This is a genomic window from Xanthomonas sp. WHRI 8932A, assembly GCF_035012785.1.
In the GTDB taxonomy this organism is placed as follows: domain Bacteria; phylum Pseudomonadota; class Gammaproteobacteria; order Xanthomonadales; family Xanthomonadaceae; genus Xanthomonas.
Genome location: NZ_JAYGQQ010000004.1, coordinates 300,011 through 322,186, shown reverse-complemented (window position 1 = coordinate 322,186; position 22,176 = coordinate 300,011). Strand labels below are relative to the sequence as shown.

Genomic DNA, 22,176 nt, shown 5'->3' with positions numbered 1-22,176 from the left:
TGGCCGCGTCTATCGCCGGCCTTACTCCGTGCGCAGCGCCAACGCAGGTGGCGTGGACAGAATGCGGCGTGTACCCGACCAGCCCGCCAACAGGCTCAACGCCAGCCCGAATGCGCCGCCCAGCAGCAACCGCGGCCAATCCGGCGCAAGTGCGATGTCGAACGCCTGCTGCCCGACCACCGCGCCGATGACGGCGGCGGCCGTCACTGCCAGGCCCGCGGCCAGCAGCCCCAATGCGCCGAATTCCACCAACACCGCGCCACGCAGCTGACCGCGCCGTGCGCCCAAGGTACGCAGCACCGCGCTGTCGTAGCGGCGCTCGCCTGCCGTGGCCTGCAACGCGGCCAGCAGCACCAGCACACCGGCCAGCAGGCTGAAGCCCATCACCAGTTGCACGGCTTGCGCCACCTGGTCGATCACCTCGCGCACGCGGCCGAGAATCGCGTCGATATCCAACACCGAAATATTGGGGTAGTCGCGGCTCAGCGACGCCAGCTTGGGTGCATTGCCGGGTGGCAGATGAAAGGCGGAAATCAGGTTGTACGGCGCATCGCCCACCGCGCCCTGGTTGAGCAGCAGGAAGAAGTTGACCCGGAACGAATCCCAATCGGCCTTGCGGATGCTGGTGACGGTGAAGCTGCGCTGTTGTTCGCCCAGCAACAAGGTGATGCGGTCGCCGAGCTTGAGCTGATAGCGCTGTGCCCAGCCTTCTTCCACCGACGCCTCGGCCTGCGTGCTGTCGGCGCTCCAGAATTTGCCTTGCAACAAGGTGTTGGCCGGCGGAAATGCATGCCGCCAGGAAAAATTAACCGGGCGGTTTTCGCCATCGCCATCGTCCTGCGGGTCGCGGTCGCCGCGCACTGGCGGCTTGTCGTTGATCGCGATCAGCCGCCCGGTGGAAAACGGCTCCACCGCCGCGTTGTCCACGCCCAGGCCGCGCAAGGTCTGCAGTACCGGCTCGGTCTGCTCGGGCTGGATGTTCATCAGGAAGTAGTTGGGTGTGTCCGCAGGCAGGCGGTCGCGCCATTGACCAAGCAGGCCCGGGCCGACCACCGCCAGCAATAACAGCGCGCACAACGACAGCGACAGGCCGACCAACTGCACCACGCTCAACCCGCGTCGGCGCGTCAGCGAGGCCAGGCCCAGCTTCCAGGCCCCGCGCAGGCGGTGCTGGATCGGCCGCAACAACGTCAGCAATCCCAGCCCCAGCAGCATCGCCACCACCGCCAGCGCGGCTAGGCCGCCCAACACCCAGCCGGCCAGCACCAGGTTGCCGGTGGCATAGACGGTGAGCGCCAGCGTGGCGGCCAACGCGGCCGCATACACCAGCAACGAACTCGGCGGCACCGCGGCAAAGCTGCGGTTGAGCACGCGCATTGGCGGCACGTTGCGCAGCCGCAGCAGTGGAGGCAGGCCGAAGCCCAGCAGCAGCACCAGGCCGATGCCTGCACCCGCCAGCGCAGGGGTGGCCTGCGGCAGCGGCAGCCGGTTCGGGATCAGGCTGCCCAGCGCCTGCACCAGGCCTTCCTGCGCCAGCATGCCCAAGCCAATGCCGACCAGGCAGGCCGGGATGGCGGTCAACAGCAATTGCAGCGACAGCATCGCCAGGATGTCGCGCTGTTTTGCGCCCAGGCAGCGCAGCACCGCCACGGTGTCGATGCGGCGCATCGCAAAGCGGTTGGCCGCCAGTGCGGTGGCCACGCCGGACAGCAATACCGCCAGCAATGCCGACAGGGCCAGGAAACGTCCGGCGCGATCGAACGCGGCGCGCATGCCGCGCTGGGTGTCCTCGATGCCGACCAGACGGTATTCGCTGGCGCGGGGCTTGAGCCACGCGCGCAGGTCGGCGATCGCGTTCGGCGCACCCGCAAACATCAACCGGTACGAGGCGCGACTGCCCGGGCCCAGCAGGCCGGCGCCCTCGATGTCGGTGCGGTTGACCAGCAGCGGCGGCGACAGCTGCATCAATTCGCCGGAGGCATCCGGCTCGGCGCGCAGCACGCCGGTAATGGTCAGATGGCCGGCGCCGAATTCCAGCTGTTCGCCTACGCGCAGGCCCAGGGCTTCCAGCAGCCGCGGGTCGGCATAGGCCTGGCCCGGCGGCGGTGCGGTGGCAGGGGTGCCTTCCGGGTCGCTAGCGCCTTTTGAGACCAGCAACTGACCGCGCAGCGGGTAGCCGGGACCCACGCCGCGGATATTGGCCATCTGGCTGGCCTCGCCATGAAACAACACGCTCGGGAAGCTGACCATGCGCGTGCTTTGCAGCCCACGTCGCTGCGCCTCGTCGGTGAAGTCGGCAGGGATCTCCTGGCGTCCGGTGACACCCAGATCGCCGCCCAGCACTTCGGCCGCGCTGGAGGTCAGCGCCAGGGTCACCCGGTCCACCAGGGTCCCCACTGCAGTCATCACCGCCACGCCCAGCACCAACGCGGCGAACACGGTCAGCAGGTCGCCTGCCAGGAATTCCCGTCGTACCGCACGTGCGGCCTGCCTCAGTACGTTCATGCGGTCGGGCCGGTCTGTGCGTGCAAACGGCCGCTGTCGATGCGGTAGATGTGATGGCAGCGCTGCGCCAGGGTCATGTCGTGGGTCACCAGCACCAGGGTGGTGTCGCTGGTGGCGTTGAGCGCGAACAACAGGTCGCTGATCTGCGCGCCCGTTGTCTGGTCCAGGCTACCGGTAGGCTCGTCGGCAAACAGAATGCGCGGCTTGGCCACGAACGCGCGCGCCAGCGCCACACGCTGCTGCTCGCCGCCGGATAGTTGGCGCGGGTAATGCCGCGCACGTGCGCTCAGGCCCACCGCCTCCAGCACCTCACGCACCCGCGCCGGATCTTCGCGCCCGGCCAGTTCCAGCGGCAGCGCGATGTTTTCCTCGGCGGTGAGCGCCGGCAATAGATGAAAGCTCTGGAACACAAAGCCGACCTCACGCGCGCGCAAGGCCGCACGCGCTTCTTCGTCGAGCTGGCCCAGGTCCTGGCCAGACAGCGCAATGCTGCCGCGGGTGGGCAGGTCCAGCCCGGCGAGCAGGCCGAGCAGGGTGGTCTTGCCCGAACCGGACGCCCCAACGATGGCGATGCTGTCGCCTTCACTGACCGTCAAGCTGACGTTGTCGAGGATGTGGAGTGTTCCCTCCGGTCCACTGACGGATTTGCCGACCTCGCGGACGTCGATGGCGGTGCGGGTGCTGGAGCGGGGGGCCAGACTGTCGATGAGGAATCTCCGAATGCGTGAAAGAACACTGCGATATGGCGCGCTGGCCCTGTGGCTGCTGACACTGTCCCTGCTTGCGCCGGGAATTGCCTCTGCCAAAAGTCCGGCTGCGACCGCACCGATCCTGGTGGTCGGCGACAGCCTCAGCGCTGCGCACAACATCCCTGTGCAGTCCGGCTGGGTCACCTTGCTCGACCAACGCCTGAAACGTGACATGGCGACGCCACCGCCGGTCGTCAATGCCAGCATCAGCGGCGAGACCACATCGGGCGCGCTGACCCGGTTGCCTGGCCTGCTGCAAAAGCACCACCCCGGCGTCGTGGTGATCGAATTGGGTGGTAACGATGCCCTGCGCGGGCTGACCCCGGCCCAGCTCAAGGGCAACCTGGAAAAGATGATCCAGCTCAGCCAGCAGGCCGGCGCCAAGGTACTGTTGCTGGGCATCGATGTGCCGCCGAACTACGGACCGGCCTACCGCGAGCGCCTGAAAGCCACTTACGCCGACCTGTCTAAACAATACAAAACCGCGTTGGTGCCGTTCTTCCTGGAGAAGGTCGCATTGCAGCCCGGCTTGATGCAGGCCGACGGCCTGCATCCGACCGCGGCGGCGCAGCCCAAGGTGCTGGAAACGGTGTGGCCCGCGCTGCGCCCGCTGCTGGCGCGCTGAACCAGGCGCGTCATGTAACGTTATTTGGTCTTCACATGCTTTCCACCGCCGATCCGGCATGTTTCACAAAGCTGAAGACCGAGGAAAGTCCATGCGTCAGACCAAGGAAACGTCCGGCCTCGTGCTGGTCGTCGAAGACAACCGCAATATCTCCGAAATGATCGGCGAGTACCTGGAAGGCCGTGGCTTCGAGGTCGACTATGCGCAGGACGGACTGGACGGTTACCGTCTGGCCGCCGAGAACAGCTACGACGTGGTCGTGCTGGACCTCATGCTGCCACGCCTGGACGGGATCGAAGTGTGCCGCCGTCTGCGTAACGACGCACGCAAGTCCACTCCGGTGCTGATGCTGACCGCCCGCGACACGCTGGACGACAAGCTCACCGGCCTGGGTTTTGGCGCCGACGATTACCTGACAAAGCCTTTCGCGATTCAGGAACTGGAAGCGCGCCTGCGTGCGCTGATCCGCCGCGAGCGTCGCCAGGTTGGCTCGGAAGTGCTCAAGGTCGCTGACCTGGTGCTCGACCCGGTCAGCATGCGCGCCACCCGTGCCGGTACCGAGCTGCAGCTCTCGCCGATCGGTCTGCGTCTGCTCACCATCCTGATGCGCGAATCGCCGCGCGTGGTGACCCGTCAGGAAATCGAACGCGAAATCTGGGGCAATGGGTTGCCGGACTCGGACACCCTGCGCAGCCATCTGTACAACCTGCGCAAGATCATCGACAAGCCGTTCGACCGCCCGCTGCTGCATACCGTGCAGAGCGCCGGCTATCGCATTGCCGACATCGCCCAACCGATGGCCTGATGTCGCCGGCCGGCTGCCGACTGGCGGCCGGCCGCTCCTGTAGGCGCACACGCGCCGCTCGTTCTCCCGTGCTCCCGACTGGCTGCACGACGGACTCACGGAAGCGTTGCCTATAATCCGGCGCTCTCCCCTGGATGCAGCAATGCCACACGGGCTCCCGCGAAAAATACGTCTCGCCTTCCTGCTGCAGGTCGCGCTGGCGAGCTTGGCGATTGTGCTGGGCGGGTATCTGATTTCCTTCGTGATCAAGTACAGCCTGGTGCGCACCGTGCTCGCCGACGAGGCAGTGCACTTCTGGCGCATGCAGCGCAGCGCGCCAGATCATCCGCCGCCGGATACGCGCAATATTCAAGGGTATTTCTCGCCGGCCGGTACCGGCCGCGACACGGCGCCGCGCGTGCTGCAGCGGTTGTCGCCCGGTTTTAGCGAAGTCGCCGCAGCCGATGCGCTGGTGTATGTCGATCAACGCCCCGAAGGCCGGTTGTATCTGGTGTTTCCGCGCGCGCGCGCGGCCCACCTGACGCTGTGGTTTGGCGTGGTGCCGGCGATCGTGGTGCTGTTGGGAATCTACGGGGTGTCCTGGTTTACTTACCGGGTTTCCAAACGCCTGGTGTCGCCGATCAGCTGGCTGGCGCGGCGCGTTTCGCAGTGGGATCCACGCAACCCTGATGTGGACGAACTGGCACCCGAGCGGCTGCCTGCGGAACTGCAGGGAGAAACGCGGCAATTGGCTGCGGCCTTGCACACGCTCGGGCAAAAGGTCAGCGATCACGTCGCGCGCGAGCGCAACTTCACCCGCGATGCCAGTCATGAATTGCGCACGCCGTTGACGGTGATCCGTGTGGCCAGCGACATGGCGCTGGCCGACGACGAGCTGTCGCAACGCACCCAGCGCAGCCTGCGCCGCATCCAGCGCGCCGGACGCGACATGGAAGCGGTGATCGATGCGTTCCTGATCCTGGCGCGCGAAGCGGAGATCGATCCGCAAAGCGAGACCTTCGATGCGGCCGAACTGGCGGGCGAAGAAGTCGAAAGCGCACGCGAGTTACTCGGCGACAAGCCGGTATCGCTGCGGATGATCGGCGACGGCAGCCTGCAGATGTTCGCGCCGCCGCGGGTGATGCGGGTGGTCCTCAGCAATCTGCTGCGCAACGCCTGCGCCTACACCGACACCGGCAGCATCGAAGTGGAAGTCAGCCAGGACCGCATCGTGGTGCGCGATACCGGCATCGGCATGAGCGAAGAGGCGCGTGCGCGTGCGTTCGAGCCGTTCTTTCGTGCCGACCCTACGCGCCCGCAGGGCACCGGTCTGGGCTTGTCGATCGTACGGCGTCTTTGCGATCGCTTCGGTTGGCGGATCGAGCTGCACAGCGAGGCAGGTCTAGGGACCTCGGTGGCGGTGGTGGTGGCGTAGGTCGGGTGGTGCTTGCCAGGCGCGTTGTCGCCGTTCGATAGCGTCGGCATGAGCTGTTCCACCAGATCGTTTCGCTGATCCTTATTTTTGCTCCAACACCGGCGCAACCGCCTTGCGCCAGAGGGCATAGCCGTCTGCAGTCATGTGCAGCATGTCCTCGCGAAACAGTGCAGGGCGCGGCTTGCCATTGGCATCGAGCATGGGCGTGTAGACATCCACAAAATCCACGCGCGGCAGCGGCGCAAGTGCGTCCTTGATCAGGCGATTGGCGGCGATGACGGACGGCAGCAACTGCGCACGCGAGGGACTGGGTTTGATCGACAGATAACTGATGCGCGTATCGGGCAGGTCGCGCCGAATGCGCGCGACGAACGCCACCACGTCATCGCGCACCTGCTCGGGCGTGCGGCCGCTGTTGAGATCGTTATCGCCGGCATACAGCAGCACCTGGCGTGGCGCATACGGAATCACGATGCGGTCGGCGTACCAGGTGCTGTCACGCACCTCCGAGCCGCCGAAGCCGCGATTGATCACCGGTTTGCCGGGGAAATCCTGCGCCAGCGTGTCCCAGAAGCGGATCGACGAACTACCGACAAACACGATGCCATGCTTGGGCGGCGGCTGGCGCGCATCGCTGGCGGCAAAGCGCTGCATATCGTCTTCCCAGGCCGCGTTGGACACCTGCGCGGGCACCGTAGGCGCGGTGTGTGGGGTTTGATGGGCCTGCGCGATGGCCTGGCTGGACAGCAGTGCGAGGATGCACAGCAGTGTGCGCAAGACGCGTCGAGTCATACGGAAACCTGCAGCGAGAGAGCGGGCTGCCCATGGTGCAGCAGTCTGCAAGCTGAGGGCAAACCGGGCCGTGGCTGGCGATGCGCGGCGTCACGGTGCAAGATTCGCACTTTCCCAAGCAGCGATCATGCCATGCGTTCTTCTTGTCCCCTGACGTGCCCTCGCGGCCGGAAGCACTGACGCATGGCCGATCAATTGGGACACGTGCCGCGCGGACCGCGCCGCATGCTCAAGGCTGCGATTTGGTCGTGGCAGGGCTTACGTGCAGCCTGGCTGCATGAATCCTCATTCCGGCTGGAAGTCTGCCTGGCCGTGGTGATGGCGCCGTTGGGCATCTGGCTCGGTCAGTCGCCGCTGGAACGCATCGCGCTGATCGCGCCGTTGTTGATCGTGTTGGCCGCCGAGCTGTTGAATTCGGCCATCGAAGCGGTGATCGAACGCTATGGCCCCGAGCACCACGTGCTCGCCGGCCGCGCCAAGGACATGGGATCGGCAGCGGTGTTTCTGCTGCTGATCAATGTGCTGTTGTGCTGGGGGTTGATTCTGCTGCCGCGGGTGTTTTGAGACGGGTGGGATCTTGACGGTCATCCGGTTGCGCGCCACATCCTGATTCATCACGCAGGCACGCAGGCACGCAGGCACGCAGACGGCCCGACGCCGGGCGATCTCCCGCGTCGGCAGCCGCGCGCTGCTGCCGACGCAGGGATGGGCACGTCTCGCTCGACCAAGCGTGCGCCACGTGTTGCTCCAACACACGACATTCGCACCTTGCGCTTGGGGCACTCAGGGTAGCGGGACGTGAGCTTGCGCGGCACGCATGGCCTGTCAATACGCGGCGCCATGCGTCGACGGGCTCGCCTCAGGGTGCGAGCGCCGTCGCCACGGACCGTAGATCGACGTGGTTGCTCATCAGGGACTGCCGGTCGTTTCGAGGCGCACTACCCCTCGCACGCCAGGAAGGCGCATGTGCATGCGAGTTTGACTTGGCGCGTGGCATGCTGCGGCTCTCTTTCAACGGAATCGCCTGCATGTCTGTCCTGATGCGTGCCCTGGTATTGCTGCTCCTGACAGCCTCGCTGTCGGGTTGCGGGTACAACGCGATCCAGCAAAAAGAAGAAGGCGTCAAAGCCGGTTGGTCGGAAGTCCTGAACCAGTACCAGCGCCGTGCCGACCTGATTCCCAACCTGGTACGCACCGTGCAGGGCTATGCGCAGCAGGAGCGTCAGGTGCTGACCGAAGTCACCAATGCGCGCGCACGCGTCGGGCAGATTCAGGTCAATGCCGATGACGAAGCCTCGCTCAAGAGTTTTCAGCAGGCGCAGGGCGAACTGGGCAGTGCGCTGTCGCGGTTGCTGGTGGTCAGCGAAAACTACCCGCAGCTCAAGTCCGACCAGTCGTTCCGCGATCTACAGGTGCAGCTGGAAGGTACCGAGAATCGCATCACCGTGGCACGCGGCCGTTATATCCAGACCGTGCAGGACTACAACACCTATATCCGCTCGTTTCCGCAGGTGATCACCGCCAAGATCTTCGGTTACCAGCCCAAGCCGAATTTCAGCGTGGAGAACGAAGCGCAGATTTCGCGCGCGCCGCAGGTGGACTTCGGCAATCAGCAAGCGCCGCAGCAACAACCGCCGCAGCCGCAGCCGTAGCCGGCACAGTAAATACATGCACCTGCGCAGTCTCAACTACTGCGCGGTGTGCTGCACGGCATGTCGAGGCAATCGCGACGTGTGCGATGGCAAGCAACCTATCGCCTGCGTGATCAACCAACGTTCAAATGCGCGGCATCAGGCCCCTCTCCCTCAGGAGCGGGGTGGGTGTGAGGGACGAAGCCGTCGTGTAACGACACTGCACGTAGCTTCGCTCGTTCCTTCATTTATCTCTTCGGGGCACCTTCCCCGCAGGTAGAAGGGAAAGCCAAGAGCGGCCAACACAACGACTGTGCTCACCGCCAGGCGGGCGCGGCCGGTGCTTGGTGCGGCATGGTCCACTCGTACACTTCGGTTCTGAGCGCGCCGTCCACACCCACCTGACGACTGCTCGCTACGTTTTATTAGCAAAGCTTAAGTGTCAGTGCTGATTCACTGTCAGTACTTATCAAGGAGTTGGTAATGCGGAAAACGCACATGTGGGTGTTTTGGATCATGGCGCTACTGCTGCTGCCGGCCTCGGTGCTGGCGCAGGATCTTGCAGCCATCCCTCCACTGCGCTCGCCGGTGGTCGATGTCACCGGCACCCTGGATGCGGCGCAGCTCCAGCAACTTGAGCAGCAGGCGCTGGCATTGCAGCAACGCAAGGGCGCGCAGCTGCAGATCCTGATCGTACCGACCACCCAACCGGAGACGATCGAGCAATACACCCAGCGCGTGTTCGATCAATGGAAGATCGGGCGCAAGGGCGTGGACGATGGTGTGCTGCTGCTGGTGGCCAAGGACGATCGCCGCGTGCGCATCCAGCCCGGTTATGGCCTGGAAGGCGCCATTCCCGACATCGTGGCCAACCGGATCATCCAGGAGTACCTGGCGCCGAGGTTCCGCGAGGGCGACTACGGCGGCGGTATCCGCGATGCGACCGCGACGCTTGCTGGCCTGATCGAAGGAGAAGCTCTCCCGGAACCGGTCAGCGGGCACGCCGAGGGTGGCGTCGGCAATGGGGCAGGCGGGAGTGGCTGGATCATGGCGCTGTTTATCGGCTTTGTGGTCGCGATGGTGGCGCGCGGCATCCTCGGCGCCCTGCCGCGTCCGCTGCGCGCCGTGCTGACCGGCGTCGCGGCCGGGGGCGCCGCCTTGCTGTTTACCTCGTTGCTGTTCGCCAGCGCCGGTGCAGCCGTCATCGGTCTGTCGGCGGGCCTGGTCTCCGGCTCGCCGGGGCGCTTTGTCGGCGGCGGTGGCTGGGGCGGTGGTGGATTCGGAGGATTCGGGGGCGGTGGCCGTGGTGGTTTTGGCGGTGGCGGCTGGGGCGGCGGCGGTGGATCATCGGGAGGCGGTGGCGCCTCGGGGAGCTGGTAATGCGGTGGCTCAGGCATCTTTTCGCGCCGTCGGCGCAGCGTAGGTTTCCGACCAGTTGCATGGATGCGATCACGGCGGCGGTGGCCGCCAGCGAGCGCAGCCATACCGGCCAGATCATGGTGGCGGTCGAAGCGGACCTGCCGCTCGGGGCGCTGTGGAGCGCACACACCGCTCGCCAGCGCGCCGATCAGGCGTTCGCGCAGCTGCGCACCTGGGACACCGAAGCCAATAACGGAGTGCTGATCTATCTGTTGCTGGCCGACCACGCCATCGAAGTGGTTGCCGACCGTGGCTTGCGCAGCCAGGTGCCGGAGGCGCAGTGGGAGGAAGTGTGCCGGCGCATGCAGCAATTCCTGCGCGAGCGCCAGTACGAGGTGGCCGTCCTGGCGGGGATCGAAGCGGTGACCGAGCTGCTGGTCGAGCATTTCCCGCGTGGCGCGGAGATGCAGCATGAAGACGAGCTGCCCGATCGGCCCCAGCTCTTAGGCTGAAGGCGTGCGAGGTGTCAGAATAGACGCCTCGCTTTTTTGTGATACGCGGTCCGCATGATCTATCTGCACGCCATCGACCCCATCGCCTTCTCGCTTGGCCCGGTGCAGGTGCACTGGTACGGCTTGATGTATCTGGCTGCCTTCTTCTCGGCCTGGGCGCTAGGCCGCTCGCGCATCCTGCGCGGCCGTCTGCCCGGCGTGGACATGGACGGTTTTTCCGACCTGTTGTTCTACGGCATGCTCGGCGTGGTGCTGGGCGGGCGCATCGGCTACATGCTGTTTTATGCGTTCGAGACCTTCCTGGCCAATCCGCTGATCCTGTTCAAGGTCTGGGAAGGCGGCATGAGCTTCCACGGTGGGCTGCTGGGCGTGTTGATGGCCTGCTGGCTGTGGGCGCGCAAGCATCGCCTGCACTTCTTCGACGTGATGGATTTTGTTGCGCCGTTGGTGCCGTTGGGCCTTGGTTTCGGGAGGCTCGGCAATTTTGTCGGCGGCGAGTTGTGGGGCAAGTTCACGCAGGCCGACTGGGGCGTGATCTTCCCGCATGCGCCGGAACTGGCCGATATCGCGCCAGCACAGATTCACGCGCAATACGCCGCTGGCGCATTGGATCGGTTCGCGCGTCACCCGTCGCAGCTGTATGAAGCCGCGTTGGAAGGCGTGGTGATGTTTGTCGTGTTGTGGGCGTTCTCGATGAAGCCGCGCGCGCGCTATGCGGTGTCGGGGCTGTTTGCGCTGCTGTATGGCGTGTTCCGCTTCATCGTGGAATTCGTGCGTGTGCCGGATGCGCCGATCGGCTATCTGGCCTTCAACTGGCTGACGATGGGCCAGATTCTGAGCTTGCCGTTGATCGCGGTGGGCCTGGTCTTGCTGGCGATGTCGCGCCGCGCGCCGGTGTTGCAGCCGGTGGTGCCGACCGCCGTAACGGTGGAGGCGGCGAAGTGAAGCCGTATCTGGATCTGCTGCAGCATGTGCTGGAACACGGTGCCGAAAAGTCCGACCGCACCGGTACCGGCACGCGCAGCGTGTTCGGCTGGCAGATGCGCTTCGATCTCACTGCCGGTTTTCCGCTGGTCACCACCAAGAAGCTGCATCTGCGCTCGATCATCCACGAGCTGCTGTGGTTTCTGCAGGGCGATACCAACATCGGGTATCTGAAGGACAACCAGGTCCGCATCTGGGACGAATGGGCCGACGACAATGGCGACCTTGGCCCGGTGTACGGCAAGCAGTGGCGGCGTTGGACCGGCCCGGACGGCGTCGAGATCGACCAGATGCAGTGGCTGGTCGATGAGATCAAACGCAACCCGGATTCGCGCCGGCTGGTGATCAGCGCCTGGAACGTCGGCGAGTTGTCGCAGATGGCATTGATGCCATGCCACAGCCTGTTCCAGTTCTACGTGGTCGACGGCAAACTCAGTTGCCAGCTCTACCAGCGCAGCGGCGACATCTTTCTGGGGGTGCCGTTCAACATCGCCAGTTACGCGCTGCTGACCCATCTGGTCGCGCAATCCACCGGCCTGGGCGTGGGCGATTTCGTCCACACGCTGGGCGATGCGCATCTGTATTCGAATCACTTCGAACAGGCACGTGAGCAGCTGACGCGCACCCCGCGCGCATTGCCGACCTTGCGCCTGAATCCCGAAGTGACAGACCTGTTCGCGTTCCGCTTCGAGGACATCGCGATCGAAGGCTACGACCCGCATCCGGCGATCAAGGCGCCGGTGGCGGTCTAGGAATCACGTCATCAAGGAGGAGCGTATGCAGAGGCGTTTGCTGGTTTTCATCGGCTTGATCGGGCTGGCGTCGACGAATGCTGTGGCGTTCGCCGAAACCGTGCGTGGTCCGGCCGGTCGCCTGCAGTTGCCCGATGGTGTGACTGCGACGGTCGCGCCGTCCAATCCGACGCATCCGAATGTCGACGCCAGCGCGATCATCACGCTGACCAACGTGCAGCCCGGTGCGATCGGGCCGGTCACGATTGAAATGAGTTGCCCACCGGCAATCGGCCAACTGAATTCGGCCAAGGGCATGGAGCGATTGGCCGCCGTGACGTTTCAGTTGGACAAGAAGCTGACACGTGAAAAGGCCGAGTGGGTCGAGCTCGATGCGCAGCAGACTTACCGTACTGATGCCTCGCGTGCCGATGGCACGCGGCTGACGCAGTGGCTGGTGCCCTTGGGTACCTCGTTTGCCTGGATCAAATTCGACAGGCCGGGAGCAGCGCCACTGCAGCAGGACGTGCTGGATGCCATCTCCGGGATCAAACTCCTGTGCGGTTCCATGGCTGAAAACAAGAAGGTCCAGTGATGTTGAAGCTTTCGCTCGTCGTGGCGCTGGACCGCAACAACGCCATTGGTCGCGATAACGATCTGCCGTGGAAATTGCCGGACGATCTCAAGCGCTTCAAGGCGCTGACGATGGGCAAGCCGATCCTGATGGGGCGCAAGACAGCGCAATCGCTCGGGCGCGCATTGCCGGGGCGCTTGAACCTGGTGCTGACGCGCTCGGGGCAAGTGCCGTTCGAGGGCATGCAGGCGGTGGCGTCGGTCGATCAGGCGATCGAACGTGCCGAGCAGGAGGGCGCGCAGGAGTTATGCGTGATCGGCGGCGGCGAGGTGTATCGCCTGACGATGGCGCGTGCCGACGTGCTGGCGGTGACCGAGGTCGACACCGCGGTGGATGGGGCCGACACGCACTTCCCACCGATCGACCCGGCGGTATGGGTGCCAGCGCATCGCCAGACGCATGCGGCCGATGACCGCCATGCGTTTGCGTTTTCCTTTGTGGATTACCTGCGTCGCTAAGCCGGCAAGGACGCAGCGCGCGATCAGCGCACCCGATTCCATACAACTAAGCGCCGCTAAAGAAAAACCTAGCGAGCGGTTGCCCGTTGGCCTTGCACGGCGCACCTGAGCGCAGCGTACGCGTGGCACATGCCGGTCCGAGCAACGGCTGCGCCCGCATGGGGGCGCAGCCGGTTGGTGAGTCGCTCTTACTCAGGAACGACGCCACCCTGTGGCTTGGCCGGTGCGGCAGTGCCGCTACCTGCATTTCCCGCGTTGTTGCCGCCACCGCCATTGCCGCCACCATTGCCACGACCGCGGCCACGCCCGCGCGGGCGGCCCTGACCTTCGCGTGGACGCCGTGGAGCATTCGCGGCAGGTGCGGTCGGGGCAGTGACTTCGCGTCCCGGAACCTGCACCACGCGCAATTCGTCGGTATCCAGTTGCAGGGCGGTGAGCTTGCCGCCCCACACCGCACCGGTATCGATGGCATGCACGCCCTGGGTAATCGTCAACCCCAGCGCGGACCAATGCCCGCACACGATCTTGAGATCGCGCTCGACCCGGCCCGGTACCTCGAACCACGGGTAGAGTCCTTGTGCCTGCGTGCCCGGCGTGCCCTTGTCGTCGGTGGCGATGCGGCCGCGCGGCGTGCAATAGCGCATGCGCGTGAACAGGTTGATGATCGCGCGGCTGCGGTCGTACCCGCTCAGGCCTGGCGACCATCCCGGCTGATCGCCGTACATGTTGCGCAACAGCTTGCGATAGCCGCCGCCTTGCAGCTGCTGTTCGACTTCACGCGCATGCTTTTCGGCCAGCTGCGTGGTCCACTTCGGCGCCAGCCCGGCGTGGACCATCATCCAGCCCAGCTCGCGGTCCACGTGGGCCAGCTTCTGCATGCGCAGCCAGTCCAGCAGCACGTCGCGGTCCTCGGCCAGCACCACGCGCTGCAGATCCGGATTGACCTTGCGCTGCTCTTCCTCCGAGCGCGCACCGATCGCCAGCAGCGACAGATCGTGATTGCCCAGCACCACCACGCTGTGCGCGCGCAGCGAATGCACCAGCCGCAGCGTTTCCAGCGATTGCCCGCCGCGGTTGACCAGATCGCCGCAGAACCACAGCGTGTCCTGTGCGGGGTCGAAATTGATCTTTTCCAGCAACCGCTGGGTAATGTCGTAGCACCCTTGCAGGTCGCCAATTGCCCAGACGCTCATCGCGTGCGCTCCATCAATCCAGCAGTCATCAGTGCAGCGTCCTGGGTACGCTCAGCACGAAGGCGGCGATCGGGGCGGTGAATTCGGTGCCATCGTCGGCCACCATGTCGTAGTGACCTTGCATCTGTCCCTGCTCGGTTTCCAGCAGCACACCGGAGGTGTAATGGAAGGCTTCGCCGGGGCGCAGCCATGGCTGCTCGCCGACCACGCCTTCGCCATCCACCTGCTCGGTGCGGCCGTTGGCGTCGGTGATCTGCCAATGGCGCGCGATCAGGCGTGCAGGCACGGCGCCCGCGTTATGGATGCGGATGCTGTAGGCGAAGGCATAGCGGCCTTCTTCCGGGGTCGATTGATGAGCGAGGAAGCGCGGCGACACCTCGACCTCGACCCGATAGCGCGGATCATCTTGCATGGGAAAAGTCTAAATAAAACGGTGTGGGAGCGGCGCTCAAGCCAGCTCGACATTGGCCAGCCGAATGAAATCGGCGACCTCGAGTTGTTCGGCGCGGGCATCCGGACGCACGCCGGCTGCCTCGAAATGCGCGGGTTCGCAGACGGTGGACATGGCATTGCGCAGGGTCTTGCGGCGCTGCCCGAAGCCGGCGCGCACCACATCGGCGAAGCGGCGGCGGTCGTTGATCATCACCGTGGCCGGGTCGCGCGGCACCAGCCGCACCACTGCCGAGTCCACCTTCGGTGGCGGCCGGAACGCGCCAGGTGGCACCACGAACAGCGCGGTGACCTCGCAGTACGCTTGCAGCATCACGCTGAGCCGGCCGTAGACCTTGCTGCCGGGACCGGCGGCCATGCGGTCGACCACTTCCTTCTGCAGCATGAAGTGCATGTCGGCCACCGCAGCGGCATGGTCCAGCGCATGGAACAGGATCGGCGAAGAGATGTTGTAAGGCAGGTTGCCGACCAACCGGATCGGCGTGCCGTTGGCCAGTTCGGTGAAATCCACGCTGAGTACGTCGCGATGGATGATGCTCAGTTCGCCGATCGGTGCAGCGGCCTCGGTCAACGGTGCGATCAGGTCGCGATCGAACTCGATCACCGTCAACGCGCCATGCTTGCGTAGCAGCGGGAAGGTGATCGCGCCCTGACCGGGGCCGATTTCGACCAGGTGTTGGCCGGCGCGCGGGTCCACCGCCTGGACGATCCGGTCGATGTAATACCGGTCGGCAAGAAAGTGCTGGCCAAGCGACTTCTTGGCCGGTGCGCTGAAGGAATAATTCATGCGCGCAGTTTAACGGAGCCGGCGGCTGCACGCGGTGTCAGTGCTGCGCGTCCAGGCTGTAACAGTAAGGTAGGACGCTCATAACCTGCGGCGATCGCGCAGGTGGGGCGCGCGCTCAGCCGCGTGCCGCCAAGCGTGCGCACAACGCGGTTGCCGCCATCAGGCTGGATGGATCGGCGATGCCGCGTCCGGCCAGTTCCAGTGCGGTGCCGTGATCCACCGCCACGCGCGGGTAGGGCAGGCCAAGGGTGATGTTCACCGCCTGCTCGAAACCGCTGTACTTGAGCACCGGCAGGCCCTGGTCGTGGTACATCGCCACCACCGCGTCGAAGCCGCTCAGTTTCTGTGGCAGGAAGGCAGTGTCCGCCGGCAACGGGCCGATCAGCTGCATGCCTTCACCGCGCAGCTGCTCCAGTAACGGAATGATGATGTCCAGTTCTTCGCGGCCCAGGTGGCCGTCTTCTCCCGCGTGGGGATTGAGGCCGAGCACGGCGATACGTGGGTGCTCCAGGCCGAAGTCGCGACGCATCGCGGCGTGGGTGATGCGCAGGCAGCGCGCAACGGCGTCGGCGGTGATCGCATCGGCCACTGCACGCAGCGGCAGGTGTGTAGTCACCAGTGCCACGCGCACGATGCTGTTGGCCAGCATCATCACCACCGGGCAGTCGGCCTGTTCGGCCAGCAATTCGGTGGTGCCGGTGTAGGCGATCCCGCCGGCGTTGATGACTGCCTTGTGCACCGGGCCGGTCACGATGCCTTGCCGTCGGCCGGCAAGACAGTCGCCGGCAGCGGTACGCAGGCCGGCAATGACGGCCGCTGCATTGGCCGGGTCGGCAATGCCGAAGCGGGTCGGGACGGGCTGGCGAATCGGAAACAGCGGTAGGTCGCCCGGCATGCGTGCCGGCTGATCGGGGTCGAGCAGGCGCACAGACAAAGACAGCGCCTTTGCGGCGCTGTTCAGGGTGTCGGGATCGGCATATGCAACCAGCTGTGCATCGGAGCGCAGCTGCTGGGCGAGCCGGATGCACAGCTCCGGCCCGATCCCGGCCGGCTCGCCTGGCACCAGCGCGAGCGACGGGACCATCATCGACTCAGCGCGCCGGCTGTGCCGGCGGCGGGGTCGGGGCAGCGGGTTCTGCGCTCTTGGTCGGCTCGGCGGTGGCATTGCCGTCGGCGCGATCGCCGGTGCGGTAGCTCACATAGGCCTCGCCACGCAGTTCCTGCAGGTAGCGGTTGTATTCCTCTTCCAGCTTGCGACGGCCGATCGTTTCACGGACCTGCGCACGTTGGTTTTCGGCACTGACGTCGGTCTGGCGGCTGCCGACGCGCTGCACGACATGCCAACCGGCTTGCGTGCGGAACGGCTCGGACACGGCGCCATCCGCCAAGCCCTCAACCTGCTTGCCGAAATCCGGGCCGAACGCATCGGCAGGGAACCAACCCAGGTCGCCACCCTGACCGCGGCTGTTGGTGTCCTCGGAGGACTCCTTGGCAGTCGCCTGGAAATCAGCGCCGCCGGCAACGCGGGCGCGCAGCGTGTCGATCTTGGCCTTGGCCTGCGCGTCGGTCTGGTTGTCACCGATGCGGACCAGGATGTGGCGCGCGTTGTACTCGGTGACCATCTTCTTTTCGCCGCCGGCATTGGCGTCGCGCATTTCCACCAGCTTGAGCAGCTGGAAACCGCTTGGACCACGCAGCGGGCCGGCCACCTGGCCAGGCTGCATGTCGCGGATCAGCTGAGCAAATGCGTTGGGGATTTCGTCCAGGCTGCGCCAGCCCAGGTCGCCGCCTTCCAGTGCATTCGGGCTATCCGAATAACGCACCGCTGCGGCGGAGAAGTCCAACTCGCCCTTGTCGATCAAGGCCTTGACGCCATCGACCTTCTTTTGACCGGTGGCGATCTGGTCGGCGTTCGCGCCTTCCGGCAAGCCCACCAGAATATGCGCCAGGTGGTACTGGCTACCGGTCGTGGCCTGCTGGGCCAGTGCGGTATCCACCTCGCCTTCGCTCACGCTGATACGGCTCTGCGCAAAGCTCTGGCGCAGGCGCTGCACGATGATTTCGTCGCGCACCGAGGCGCGGAAATCGCCGTAGGCCATGCCGTCGGCGGCTAGCTTCTGGCGCAAGCCATCCACGGTGGTGCCGTTCTGCTGGGCGATGCTGGCAACGGCGCGGTTGAGTTCCTCGTCGCTGACGCGGATGCCGCTGCCGTCGGCACGGCCGATCTGCAGCTTGACCAGTACCAGGCGCTCGAGCACCTGCCGCTGCAAGACATCGTCCGGCGGCAGCTGGTTTTCACGACCGGCGTACTGCGACTTGACGTTGCGCACAGCGCGATCAAGCTCGCTCTGCAGCACCACGTCCTCGTCCACGATAGCGGCGATACGATCCAGCGGCTGGGATTGCTGCGCCGATGCCACCGGCGAGACCGTGCTGGTGATTACCAGCAACGAGGCAAGAAGAACAGAGAAAGGCTTGGTCATGGAATCAGGTTCGGATCGTAATCGTCCGGATTGGTCGTGGTGTTGCTGGGCGGGACCAGGTACAGGTCGTCGCGGTAATAGCCGAGAATAGCACGGCGCAAAGTGCGGTCCGTGTTCTGGCCAAACGAGCTCAAGCCCTTGAGCACGAACTCGAACTGGATGGAGTTGTCCATCTCGCCGTCGCGGTTACGCACGAACCGGCGTACCAGCGCGCGCACTGCCAGGCAGCAGCTGTCCCACTGCACGCCGCCGATGATTTCCAGCGGTGTGCGGTCCAGCAGCGAGTAGTAGTAGCGACCGACCGCACTCCAGGTGGGATTGATCGGATACAGGAACGAGAAGTCGGCTTGCTTGAGCTGGTCGCTGTTGTCGATGAGGTTGCGACGGTAGCGGTAGGCCAGGTTGATGATGCCGTCGTTGTTGAGCAAATAGCGGGTGCGCAGGCTGGCAAGATCTTCCTTGCGCGAGTTCGGGTTCCACTGATAGGTGGCGCCCATCGACCAGCGGTCGTTGATCATGTAGTTGGCATCGGCCACCCAGGCGGACTTACCCTGCTCGATGGGCTGTTCGCTGCCGGCAGCGGAATTGGTGCTGTTGTTGATGGTGACCAGCGAGTCGTTGAAGTACAGGATCTGGCCAGCGCTCAGCGACAATTTCTCGCGGCCGTCGTCCTGGCGCAGCCAACGCGACGTCACCGCCAGGGTCAGCTGGTTGGCATCGTTCTGACGGTCGGCGCCGGTATAGCGGCTGTCGCGGAACAGCTGGCCATAGCTGAAGGTAAACGGACGGGTGTCGAAGACCGGCAGGTCGTCCTGGTCGCGGTAGGGCACGTACAGGTAGTACATGCGCGGTTCCAGCGTATTGAGATAGTTGGTGCCGAACAGCGAGGTCTCGCGATCGAAATACAGGCCGGCGTCCAGCGAAGCAATGGGCAGGCTGCGCGTGGGCGAACGGTCGCCGGTCAGTGGCGCCGTGTTGGCCAAGGTCGAGTCCAACTGGTAGGCAGTGTAACGCCAGGCCACCGTCGGGGTCACGAACCAGGCCGCACCCGACAACGGCATCGAGATATAGGGTTTGACGTCCAGGCGCGAGCCGCTGCCATAGTCAAAGTTACGGATATTGGTCCGGACGTATTCGTCGCCGTTGTTGTTGTTATTGCCGTTGGTGTTCGGGACGACGTTCACTTGGTACGAATCGTCATGCGTAAACCGCACCGCCTCGGCATAGACACCGGCTTCGAAAATGCCGAACGGCTTTTCCCAGGTGAAAAAGGCACGCGGCTGCCGGTTATAGGGCAGGGCTCGCTCGTCCAGGGTGTAGTCGGTCAGCTGCCAGCGGTCGGCCATCAGGCCGGCGGTCCAGGTTTCGCCGGTGCCGTAGATGCCGATGGTGCTCTGCAGGCTGGACGCCGAGCCCATGCCGTTCAAACGGCTGGTGAAGTCTTCCACATAGCGGGTGTCGCTGACCCAGGAAATGCTGCTGCGCGCCTGCCAATGGCTGTTGACGTTGTGGTAGCCGCTATAGAAAACGCTGCCACGGTCCTTCTCGCGCAACTTGTCGTTGGGCAGATAGTTTCCGGTGATTTCGCCGCGACCGCCGTCGTACAGATACCGGAACTCGGTGCCGAACATGAAACCACGCTTGCTCATGTAGCGCGGCAACAAGGTGGCGTCGTAATTGGGCGCCAGATTCAGGTAGATCGGCTGCAGGTAGTCGAACCCATTACGCCCGGACAGGCCGAACTGCGGAAATAGCAGGCCGGTCTGGCGACGGTCGTCGATCGGGAACTTGAACCACGGGAAGTACAGCACCGGCACCTTGCCGATCTGCAGTACCGCGTTACGCGCGGTGCCGAAGCCTTCTTCGTTGTCGACGTCGATCTCGGGCGCGCGCACCCGCCAGATCGGCTGCGAGGGATCGCAGGTGGTGTAGGTCGAGCGATGCATCTGGCCGACCTGGCCTTGCAGGTCCACCGATTCCGCCACGCCATTGCCGCGGCGGTCCACCATCTGATACTGGATGTTGGAGACCTTGTGGGCGTCGGTGTCCTGATTACCCTCGGCGCGGTCGGCAACCATGCGGAAGGAGGTGTCCTGGTAGCGGACATTGCCTTCGGCGATGTAGTTGCCGGTCTCGGTATCCATGCGCAGGTTGTCCGCGCCCAGGAACTGGTCGCCGCGCTTGAGCGCCACGTTGCCCTGGTACTGCGGGGTGGTGCTGGTGCCGGACAGCTGGTCGCCTTCGATGTCGGTCGGCAGCTGCTGGCGCATTTCGGCGGCCTTGGCATCGGCGGCAGGGGCGCCATCGAAACCAGGCAGCGGGTCCACGGCCGGGCACAGTCCCCAATTCAACGGCTTGTCGGCAGCCATGGCCGGAAGGCAGATGGCGATGCTCAAGGGCAGGGGCAGCAGGCGGAGAACTCGGCGCACGCGTGGATTCAACCAGTAAAATGGCGACTAGCTTGCCGCATACCCCGCATAGGGGCAATGAAGAGCGCCAGCGTGAAGAGGGCGAGGTTCATCGCAAATCGTGGCGCGACCGGCGTGCCGCGGCGGGTCAGCGCAGTGCGGCGACGTGGGCAACACTGCTTTCGCGCAAGGCCTGCAGGTCATAACCGCCTTCCAGCATGGACACCACCCGGCCACGCGCATGCCGCTCGGCCAGGGTGCGTAGCGCGCCGGTCAGCCAGGCGAAATCATCGTCGTCCAGCATCAGATCGGCCAGCGGATCGCGCAGATGCGCATCGAAGCCGGCCGAAATCAGGATCAGCTGCGGGCGGAAGGCGTCGATCAGCGGCAGCATCTCGTCTTCCCACACGTTGCGGAAGCGCAAGCCATCGCTGCCGGGCGGTAGCAACAGATTGTGGATATTGCCAACGCCGCGCTCATGGACGCTGCCCGAGTGCGGGTAGAGCCCGGACTGATGCGTGCTCAGATACTGCACGGTCGGGTCGCGTTCGAAGATCGCCTGGGTGCCGTTGCCGTGGTGCACGTCGAAATCGACGATGGTGATGCGCTCCAGGCCATGGCGGTCGCGTGCATGGGCGGCGGCCACGGCGATGTTGTTGAATAGGCAGAACCCCATCGACACCTGCGCGGTGGCGTGATGGCCGGGCGGGCGGACAGCGCAAAAGGCGGTGCGGGTGAGGTCCTGCATCACCGCGTCCACGGCGGCGATGCCGGCGCCAGCGGCGCGCAGGGCAGCCGCGCGCGAGGCCGGCACCATGCGGGTGTCCACATCCAGTTGGCGATAGCCTTCGAACGCGGTCTCCAGCACCGCGTCCACCTGCTCGCGCTCGTGCACGCGGCACAGGTCGCCCAGCTTGGCCAGCGGCGCCTCACGCCAGTCCAGGTCCGGAAAGGCGGCACGCAGGGCGTCGACGACCGCCTCCAGGCGGGCAGGGCTTTCGGGGTGCTCAGGGCCGGCGTCGTGACCGAGACAGGCGGGATGGGTAAAGACCAGCATGAGATGACTTTAGCCTGTCCGCCGCGCCAGGCACATGCTCAACCGCGCCGGCGGTCGTGCCGCCACAGCACTTCCTGCTGACCATCGACGCGTGCCAGCACGCGGGCCAGCACGAACAGCAGGTCCGAGAGCCGGTTGAGATAGCCGATCGCCTCGCTGCGCACCGACTCCTGGCGCGACAGCGCTACGGTCTCGCGCTCGGCACGGCGCACGATGGTCCGCGCTAGGTGGCAGCGCGCGGCCGCTTCGCCACCGGCCGGCAAGATGAACTCCTGCAGCGGCGGCAAGCTGTCGTTGAAGTGGTCCAGGTGGCGTTCCAGGGCCTGGATGTCGGTCGCCTCGATGGCGGCATGGCCGGGGATGCAGAGCTCGCCGCCCAGGTCGAACAGCTGGTGCTGCACGGTGGTCAGCAGCTCGGCAATCGCAGTGGGCACGCCGGGCGCGGCCAGCAGCACGCCGAGCGCCGAATTGGCCTCGTCCACGGTGCCGTAGGCGTTGACGCGCAAGGCATCCTTGCCGGTCCGGCTGCCATCGCCCAACCCGGTGCTGCCGTCGTCGCCGGTACGCGTATAGATACGTGAGAGCCGGTTGCCCATGGC

General features: G+C 65.2%; 22 protein-coding genes and 1 other RNA gene. 12 read left to right on the top strand and 11 right to left on the bottom strand.

What is annotated here, in order from left to right; genetic code table 11:
• Window positions 1–21: 21 nt before the first annotated feature.
• Together VC212_RS08680 and VC212_RS08675 are read right to left on the bottom strand one after the other, a co-directional pair.
• Window positions 22–2,505: an FtsX-like permease family protein gene (locus tag VC212_RS08680; protein ID WP_323515191.1), complete on the bottom strand. Its 2,484-nt coding sequence runs from the start codon at window positions 2,503–2,505 to the stop codon at window positions 22–24.
• The gene (locus VC212_RS08675) at window positions 2,502–3,101 is read right to left on the bottom strand and encodes an ATP-binding cassette domain-containing protein (RefSeq protein ID WP_055851076.1); all 600 of its coding nucleotides are present in this window, start codon (window positions 3,099–3,101) and stop codon (window positions 2,502–2,504) included. The genes VC212_RS08680 and VC212_RS08675 overlap by 4 nt, the downstream gene beginning before the upstream one ends.
• A 109-nt stretch (window positions 3,102–3,210) precedes the next feature.
• On the opposite strand from VC212_RS08675, the gene VC212_RS08670 reads away from it, so the two are divergent.
• From VC212_RS08670 to VC212_RS08660, 3 genes are all read left to right on the top strand, one after another.
• A complete protein-coding gene (locus tag VC212_RS08670; protein ID WP_323515199.1) occupies window positions 3,211–3,879 on the top strand; it encodes an arylesterase in 669 nt (222 codons plus the stop codon).
• A gap of 91 nt (window positions 3,880–3,970) precedes the next feature.
• On the top strand, window positions 3,971–4,684 hold the full coding sequence (locus VC212_RS08665) for a response regulator transcription factor (protein ID WP_002811889.1): 714 nt from the start codon (window positions 3,971–3,973) through the stop codon (window positions 4,682–4,684).
• Between the two features lie 142 nt (window positions 4,685–4,826).
• The gene (locus tag VC212_RS08660; RefSeq protein ID WP_115553068.1) at window positions 4,827–6,098 is read left to right on the top strand and encodes a HAMP domain-containing sensor histidine kinase; all 1,272 of its coding nucleotides are present in this window, start codon (window positions 4,827–4,829) and stop codon (window positions 6,096–6,098) included.
• A gap of 81 nt (window positions 6,099–6,179) precedes the next feature.
• Here VC212_RS08660 and VC212_RS08655 read toward each other — a convergent pair whose 3' ends face one another.
• Complete coding sequence (locus tag VC212_RS08655) at window positions 6,180–6,890, bottom strand: SGNH/GDSL hydrolase family protein (RefSeq protein ID WP_323515190.1); 711 nt, start codon at window positions 6,888–6,890, stop codon at window positions 6,180–6,182.
• A 183-nt stretch (window positions 6,891–7,073) separates the two neighbouring features.
• Between VC212_RS08655 and VC212_RS08650 the strand changes: the two genes are divergently transcribed.
• From VC212_RS08650 to VC212_RS08610, 9 genes are all read left to right on the top strand, one after another.
• Window positions 7,074–7,454, top strand: coding sequence for a diacylglycerol kinase (locus VC212_RS08650; RefSeq protein WP_055851088.1), 381 nt, complete (start codon window positions 7,074–7,076; stop codon window positions 7,452–7,454).
• Window positions 7,455–7,918: 464 nt separating this feature from the next.
• Window positions 7,919–8,542: a LemA family protein gene (locus VC212_RS08645; protein ID WP_323515189.1), complete on the top strand. Its 624-nt coding sequence runs from the start codon at window positions 7,919–7,921 to the stop codon at window positions 8,540–8,542.
• Between the two features lie 333 nt (window positions 8,543–8,875).
• A non-coding RNA gene (locus VC212_RS08640) (sX9 sRNA) lies at window positions 8,876–8,952 on the top strand.
• A 52-nt stretch (window positions 8,953–9,004) separates the two neighbouring features.
• Window positions 9,005–9,901, top strand: coding sequence for a TPM domain-containing protein (locus tag VC212_RS08635; protein WP_323515188.1), 897 nt, complete (start codon window positions 9,005–9,007; stop codon window positions 9,899–9,901).
• Window positions 9,901–10,392, top strand: a complete 492-nt coding sequence (locus VC212_RS08630; RefSeq protein WP_323515187.1) for a TPM domain-containing protein — start codon at window positions 9,901–9,903, stop codon at window positions 10,390–10,392. The genes VC212_RS08635 and VC212_RS08630 overlap by 1 nt, the downstream gene beginning before the upstream one ends.
• A gap of 54 nt (window positions 10,393–10,446) precedes the next feature.
• The gene (gene lgt, locus VC212_RS08625; protein WP_323515186.1) at window positions 10,447–11,337 is read left to right on the top strand and encodes a prolipoprotein diacylglyceryl transferase; all 891 of its coding nucleotides are present in this window, start codon (window positions 10,447–10,449) and stop codon (window positions 11,335–11,337) included.
• Window positions 11,334–12,128 carry a thymidylate synthase gene (locus VC212_RS08620; RefSeq protein ID WP_115553073.1) on the top strand — a complete coding sequence of 265 codons (795 nt, stop codon included), beginning with the start codon at window positions 11,334–11,336 and terminating at the stop codon, window positions 12,126–12,128. Before lgt ends, VC212_RS08620 begins: the two co-directional genes overlap by 4 nt.
• Before the next feature lie 55 nt (window positions 12,129–12,183).
• On the top strand, window positions 12,184–12,702 hold the full coding sequence (locus VC212_RS08615) for a hypothetical protein (RefSeq protein ID WP_323525948.1): 519 nt from the start codon (window positions 12,184–12,186) through the stop codon (window positions 12,700–12,702).
• A gap of 2 nt (window positions 12,703–12,704) precedes the next feature.
• On the top strand, window positions 12,705–13,199 hold the full coding sequence (locus tag VC212_RS08610) for a dihydrofolate reductase (RefSeq protein ID WP_115528209.1): 495 nt from the start codon (window positions 12,705–12,707) through the stop codon (window positions 13,197–13,199).
• 188 nt (window positions 13,200–13,387) lie between these two features.
• On the opposite strand, the gene VC212_RS08605 is transcribed toward VC212_RS08610, so the two are convergent.
• From VC212_RS08605 to VC212_RS08570, 8 genes are all read right to left on the bottom strand, one after another.
• Window positions 13,388–14,392, bottom strand: a complete 1,005-nt coding sequence (locus tag VC212_RS08605; RefSeq protein WP_323515184.1) for a symmetrical bis(5'-nucleosyl)-tetraphosphatase — start codon at window positions 14,390–14,392, stop codon at window positions 13,388–13,390.
• A 28-nt stretch (window positions 14,393–14,420) separates the two neighbouring features.
• Entirely contained in the window at window positions 14,421–14,804 is a 384-nt protein-coding gene (apaG, locus tag VC212_RS08600; protein ID WP_046964432.1) for a Co2+/Mg2+ efflux protein ApaG, read from the bottom strand.
• 36 nt (window positions 14,805–14,840) lie between these two features.
• Complete coding sequence (rsmA, locus tag VC212_RS08595; RefSeq protein WP_055851119.1) at window positions 14,841–15,629, bottom strand: 16S rRNA (adenine(1518)-N(6)/adenine(1519)-N(6))-dimethyltransferase RsmA; 789 nt, start codon at window positions 15,627–15,629, stop codon at window positions 14,841–14,843.
• A 115-nt stretch (window positions 15,630–15,744) separates the two neighbouring features.
• Entirely contained in the window at window positions 15,745–16,716 is a 972-nt protein-coding gene (gene pdxA, locus VC212_RS08590; protein ID WP_323515182.1) for a 4-hydroxythreonine-4-phosphate dehydrogenase PdxA, read from the bottom strand.
• A 4-nt stretch (window positions 16,717–16,720) separates the two neighbouring features.
• The gene (locus VC212_RS08585) at window positions 16,721–18,112 is read right to left on the bottom strand and encodes a peptidylprolyl isomerase (RefSeq protein WP_115512467.1); all 1,392 of its coding nucleotides are present in this window, start codon (window positions 18,110–18,112) and stop codon (window positions 16,721–16,723) included.
• On the bottom strand, window positions 18,109–20,553 hold the full coding sequence (gene lptD, locus VC212_RS08580) for an LPS-assembly protein LptD (RefSeq protein ID WP_323515181.1): 2,445 nt from the start codon (window positions 20,551–20,553) through the stop codon (window positions 18,109–18,111). The genes VC212_RS08585 and lptD overlap by 4 nt, the downstream gene beginning before the upstream one ends.
• 115 nt (window positions 20,554–20,668) lie before the next feature.
• Window positions 20,669–21,577: a histone deacetylase family protein gene (locus tag VC212_RS08575; protein WP_115553076.1), complete on the bottom strand. Its 909-nt coding sequence runs from the start codon at window positions 21,575–21,577 to the stop codon at window positions 20,669–20,671.
• A gap of 38 nt (window positions 21,578–21,615) precedes the next feature.
• The gene (locus tag VC212_RS08570; protein ID WP_115553077.1) at window positions 21,616–22,173 is read right to left on the bottom strand and encodes a cob(I)yrinic acid a,c-diamide adenosyltransferase; all 558 of its coding nucleotides are present in this window, start codon (window positions 22,171–22,173) and stop codon (window positions 21,616–21,618) included.
• Between the last annotated feature and the right edge of the window lie 3 nt (window positions 22,174–22,176).

Coding starts and splice junctions, on each gene's coding strand:
- lgt (WP_323515186.1), top strand. CDS start 10,447: ATGATCTATCTGCACGCCATCGACCCCATCGCCTTCTCGCTTGGCCCG.
- VC212_RS08650 (WP_055851088.1), top strand. CDS start 7,074: ATGGCCGATCAATTGGGACACGTGCCGCGCGGACCGCGCCGCATGCTC.
- VC212_RS08680 (WP_323515191.1), bottom strand. CDS start 2,505: ATGAACGTACTGAGGCAGGCCGCACGTGCGGTACGACGGGAATTCCTG.
- apaG (WP_046964432.1), bottom strand. CDS start 14,804: ATGCAAGATGATCCGCGCTATCGGGTCGAGGTCGAGGTGTCGCCGCGC.
- VC212_RS08670 (WP_323515199.1), top strand. CDS start 3,211: ATGAGGAATCTCCGAATGCGTGAAAGAACACTGCGATATGGCGCGCTG.
- VC212_RS08585 (WP_115512467.1), bottom strand. CDS start 18,112: ATGACCAAGCCTTTCTCTGTTCTTCTTGCCTCGTTGCTGGTAATCACC.
- VC212_RS08630 (WP_323515187.1), top strand. CDS start 9,901: ATGCGGTGGCTCAGGCATCTTTTCGCGCCGTCGGCGCAGCGTAGGTTT.
- pdxA (WP_323515182.1), bottom strand. CDS start 16,716: ATGATGGTCCCGTCGCTCGCGCTGGTGCCAGGCGAGCCGGCCGGGATC.
- VC212_RS08635 (WP_323515188.1), top strand. CDS start 9,005: ATGCGGAAAACGCACATGTGGGTGTTTTGGATCATGGCGCTACTGCTG.
- VC212_RS08570 (WP_115553077.1), bottom strand. CDS start 22,173: ATGGGCAACCGGCTCTCACGTATCTATACGCGTACCGGCGACGACGGC.
- VC212_RS08575 (WP_115553076.1), bottom strand. CDS start 21,577: ATGCTGGTCTTTACCCATCCCGCCTGTCTCGGTCACGACGCCGGCCCT.
- VC212_RS08645 (WP_323515189.1), top strand. CDS start 7,919: ATGTCTGTCCTGATGCGTGCCCTGGTATTGCTGCTCCTGACAGCCTCG.
- rsmA (WP_055851119.1), bottom strand. CDS start 15,629: ATGAATTATTCCTTCAGCGCACCGGCCAAGAAGTCGCTTGGCCAGCAC.
- VC212_RS08665 (WP_002811889.1), top strand. CDS start 3,971: ATGCGTCAGACCAAGGAAACGTCCGGCCTCGTGCTGGTCGTCGAAGAC.
- VC212_RS08660 (WP_115553068.1), top strand. CDS start 4,827: ATGCCACACGGGCTCCCGCGAAAAATACGTCTCGCCTTCCTGCTGCAG.
- VC212_RS08655 (WP_323515190.1), bottom strand. CDS start 6,890: ATGACTCGACGCGTCTTGCGCACACTGCTGTGCATCCTCGCACTGCTG.
- VC212_RS08605 (WP_323515184.1), bottom strand. CDS start 14,392: ATGAGCGTCTGGGCAATTGGCGACCTGCAAGGGTGCTACGACATTACC.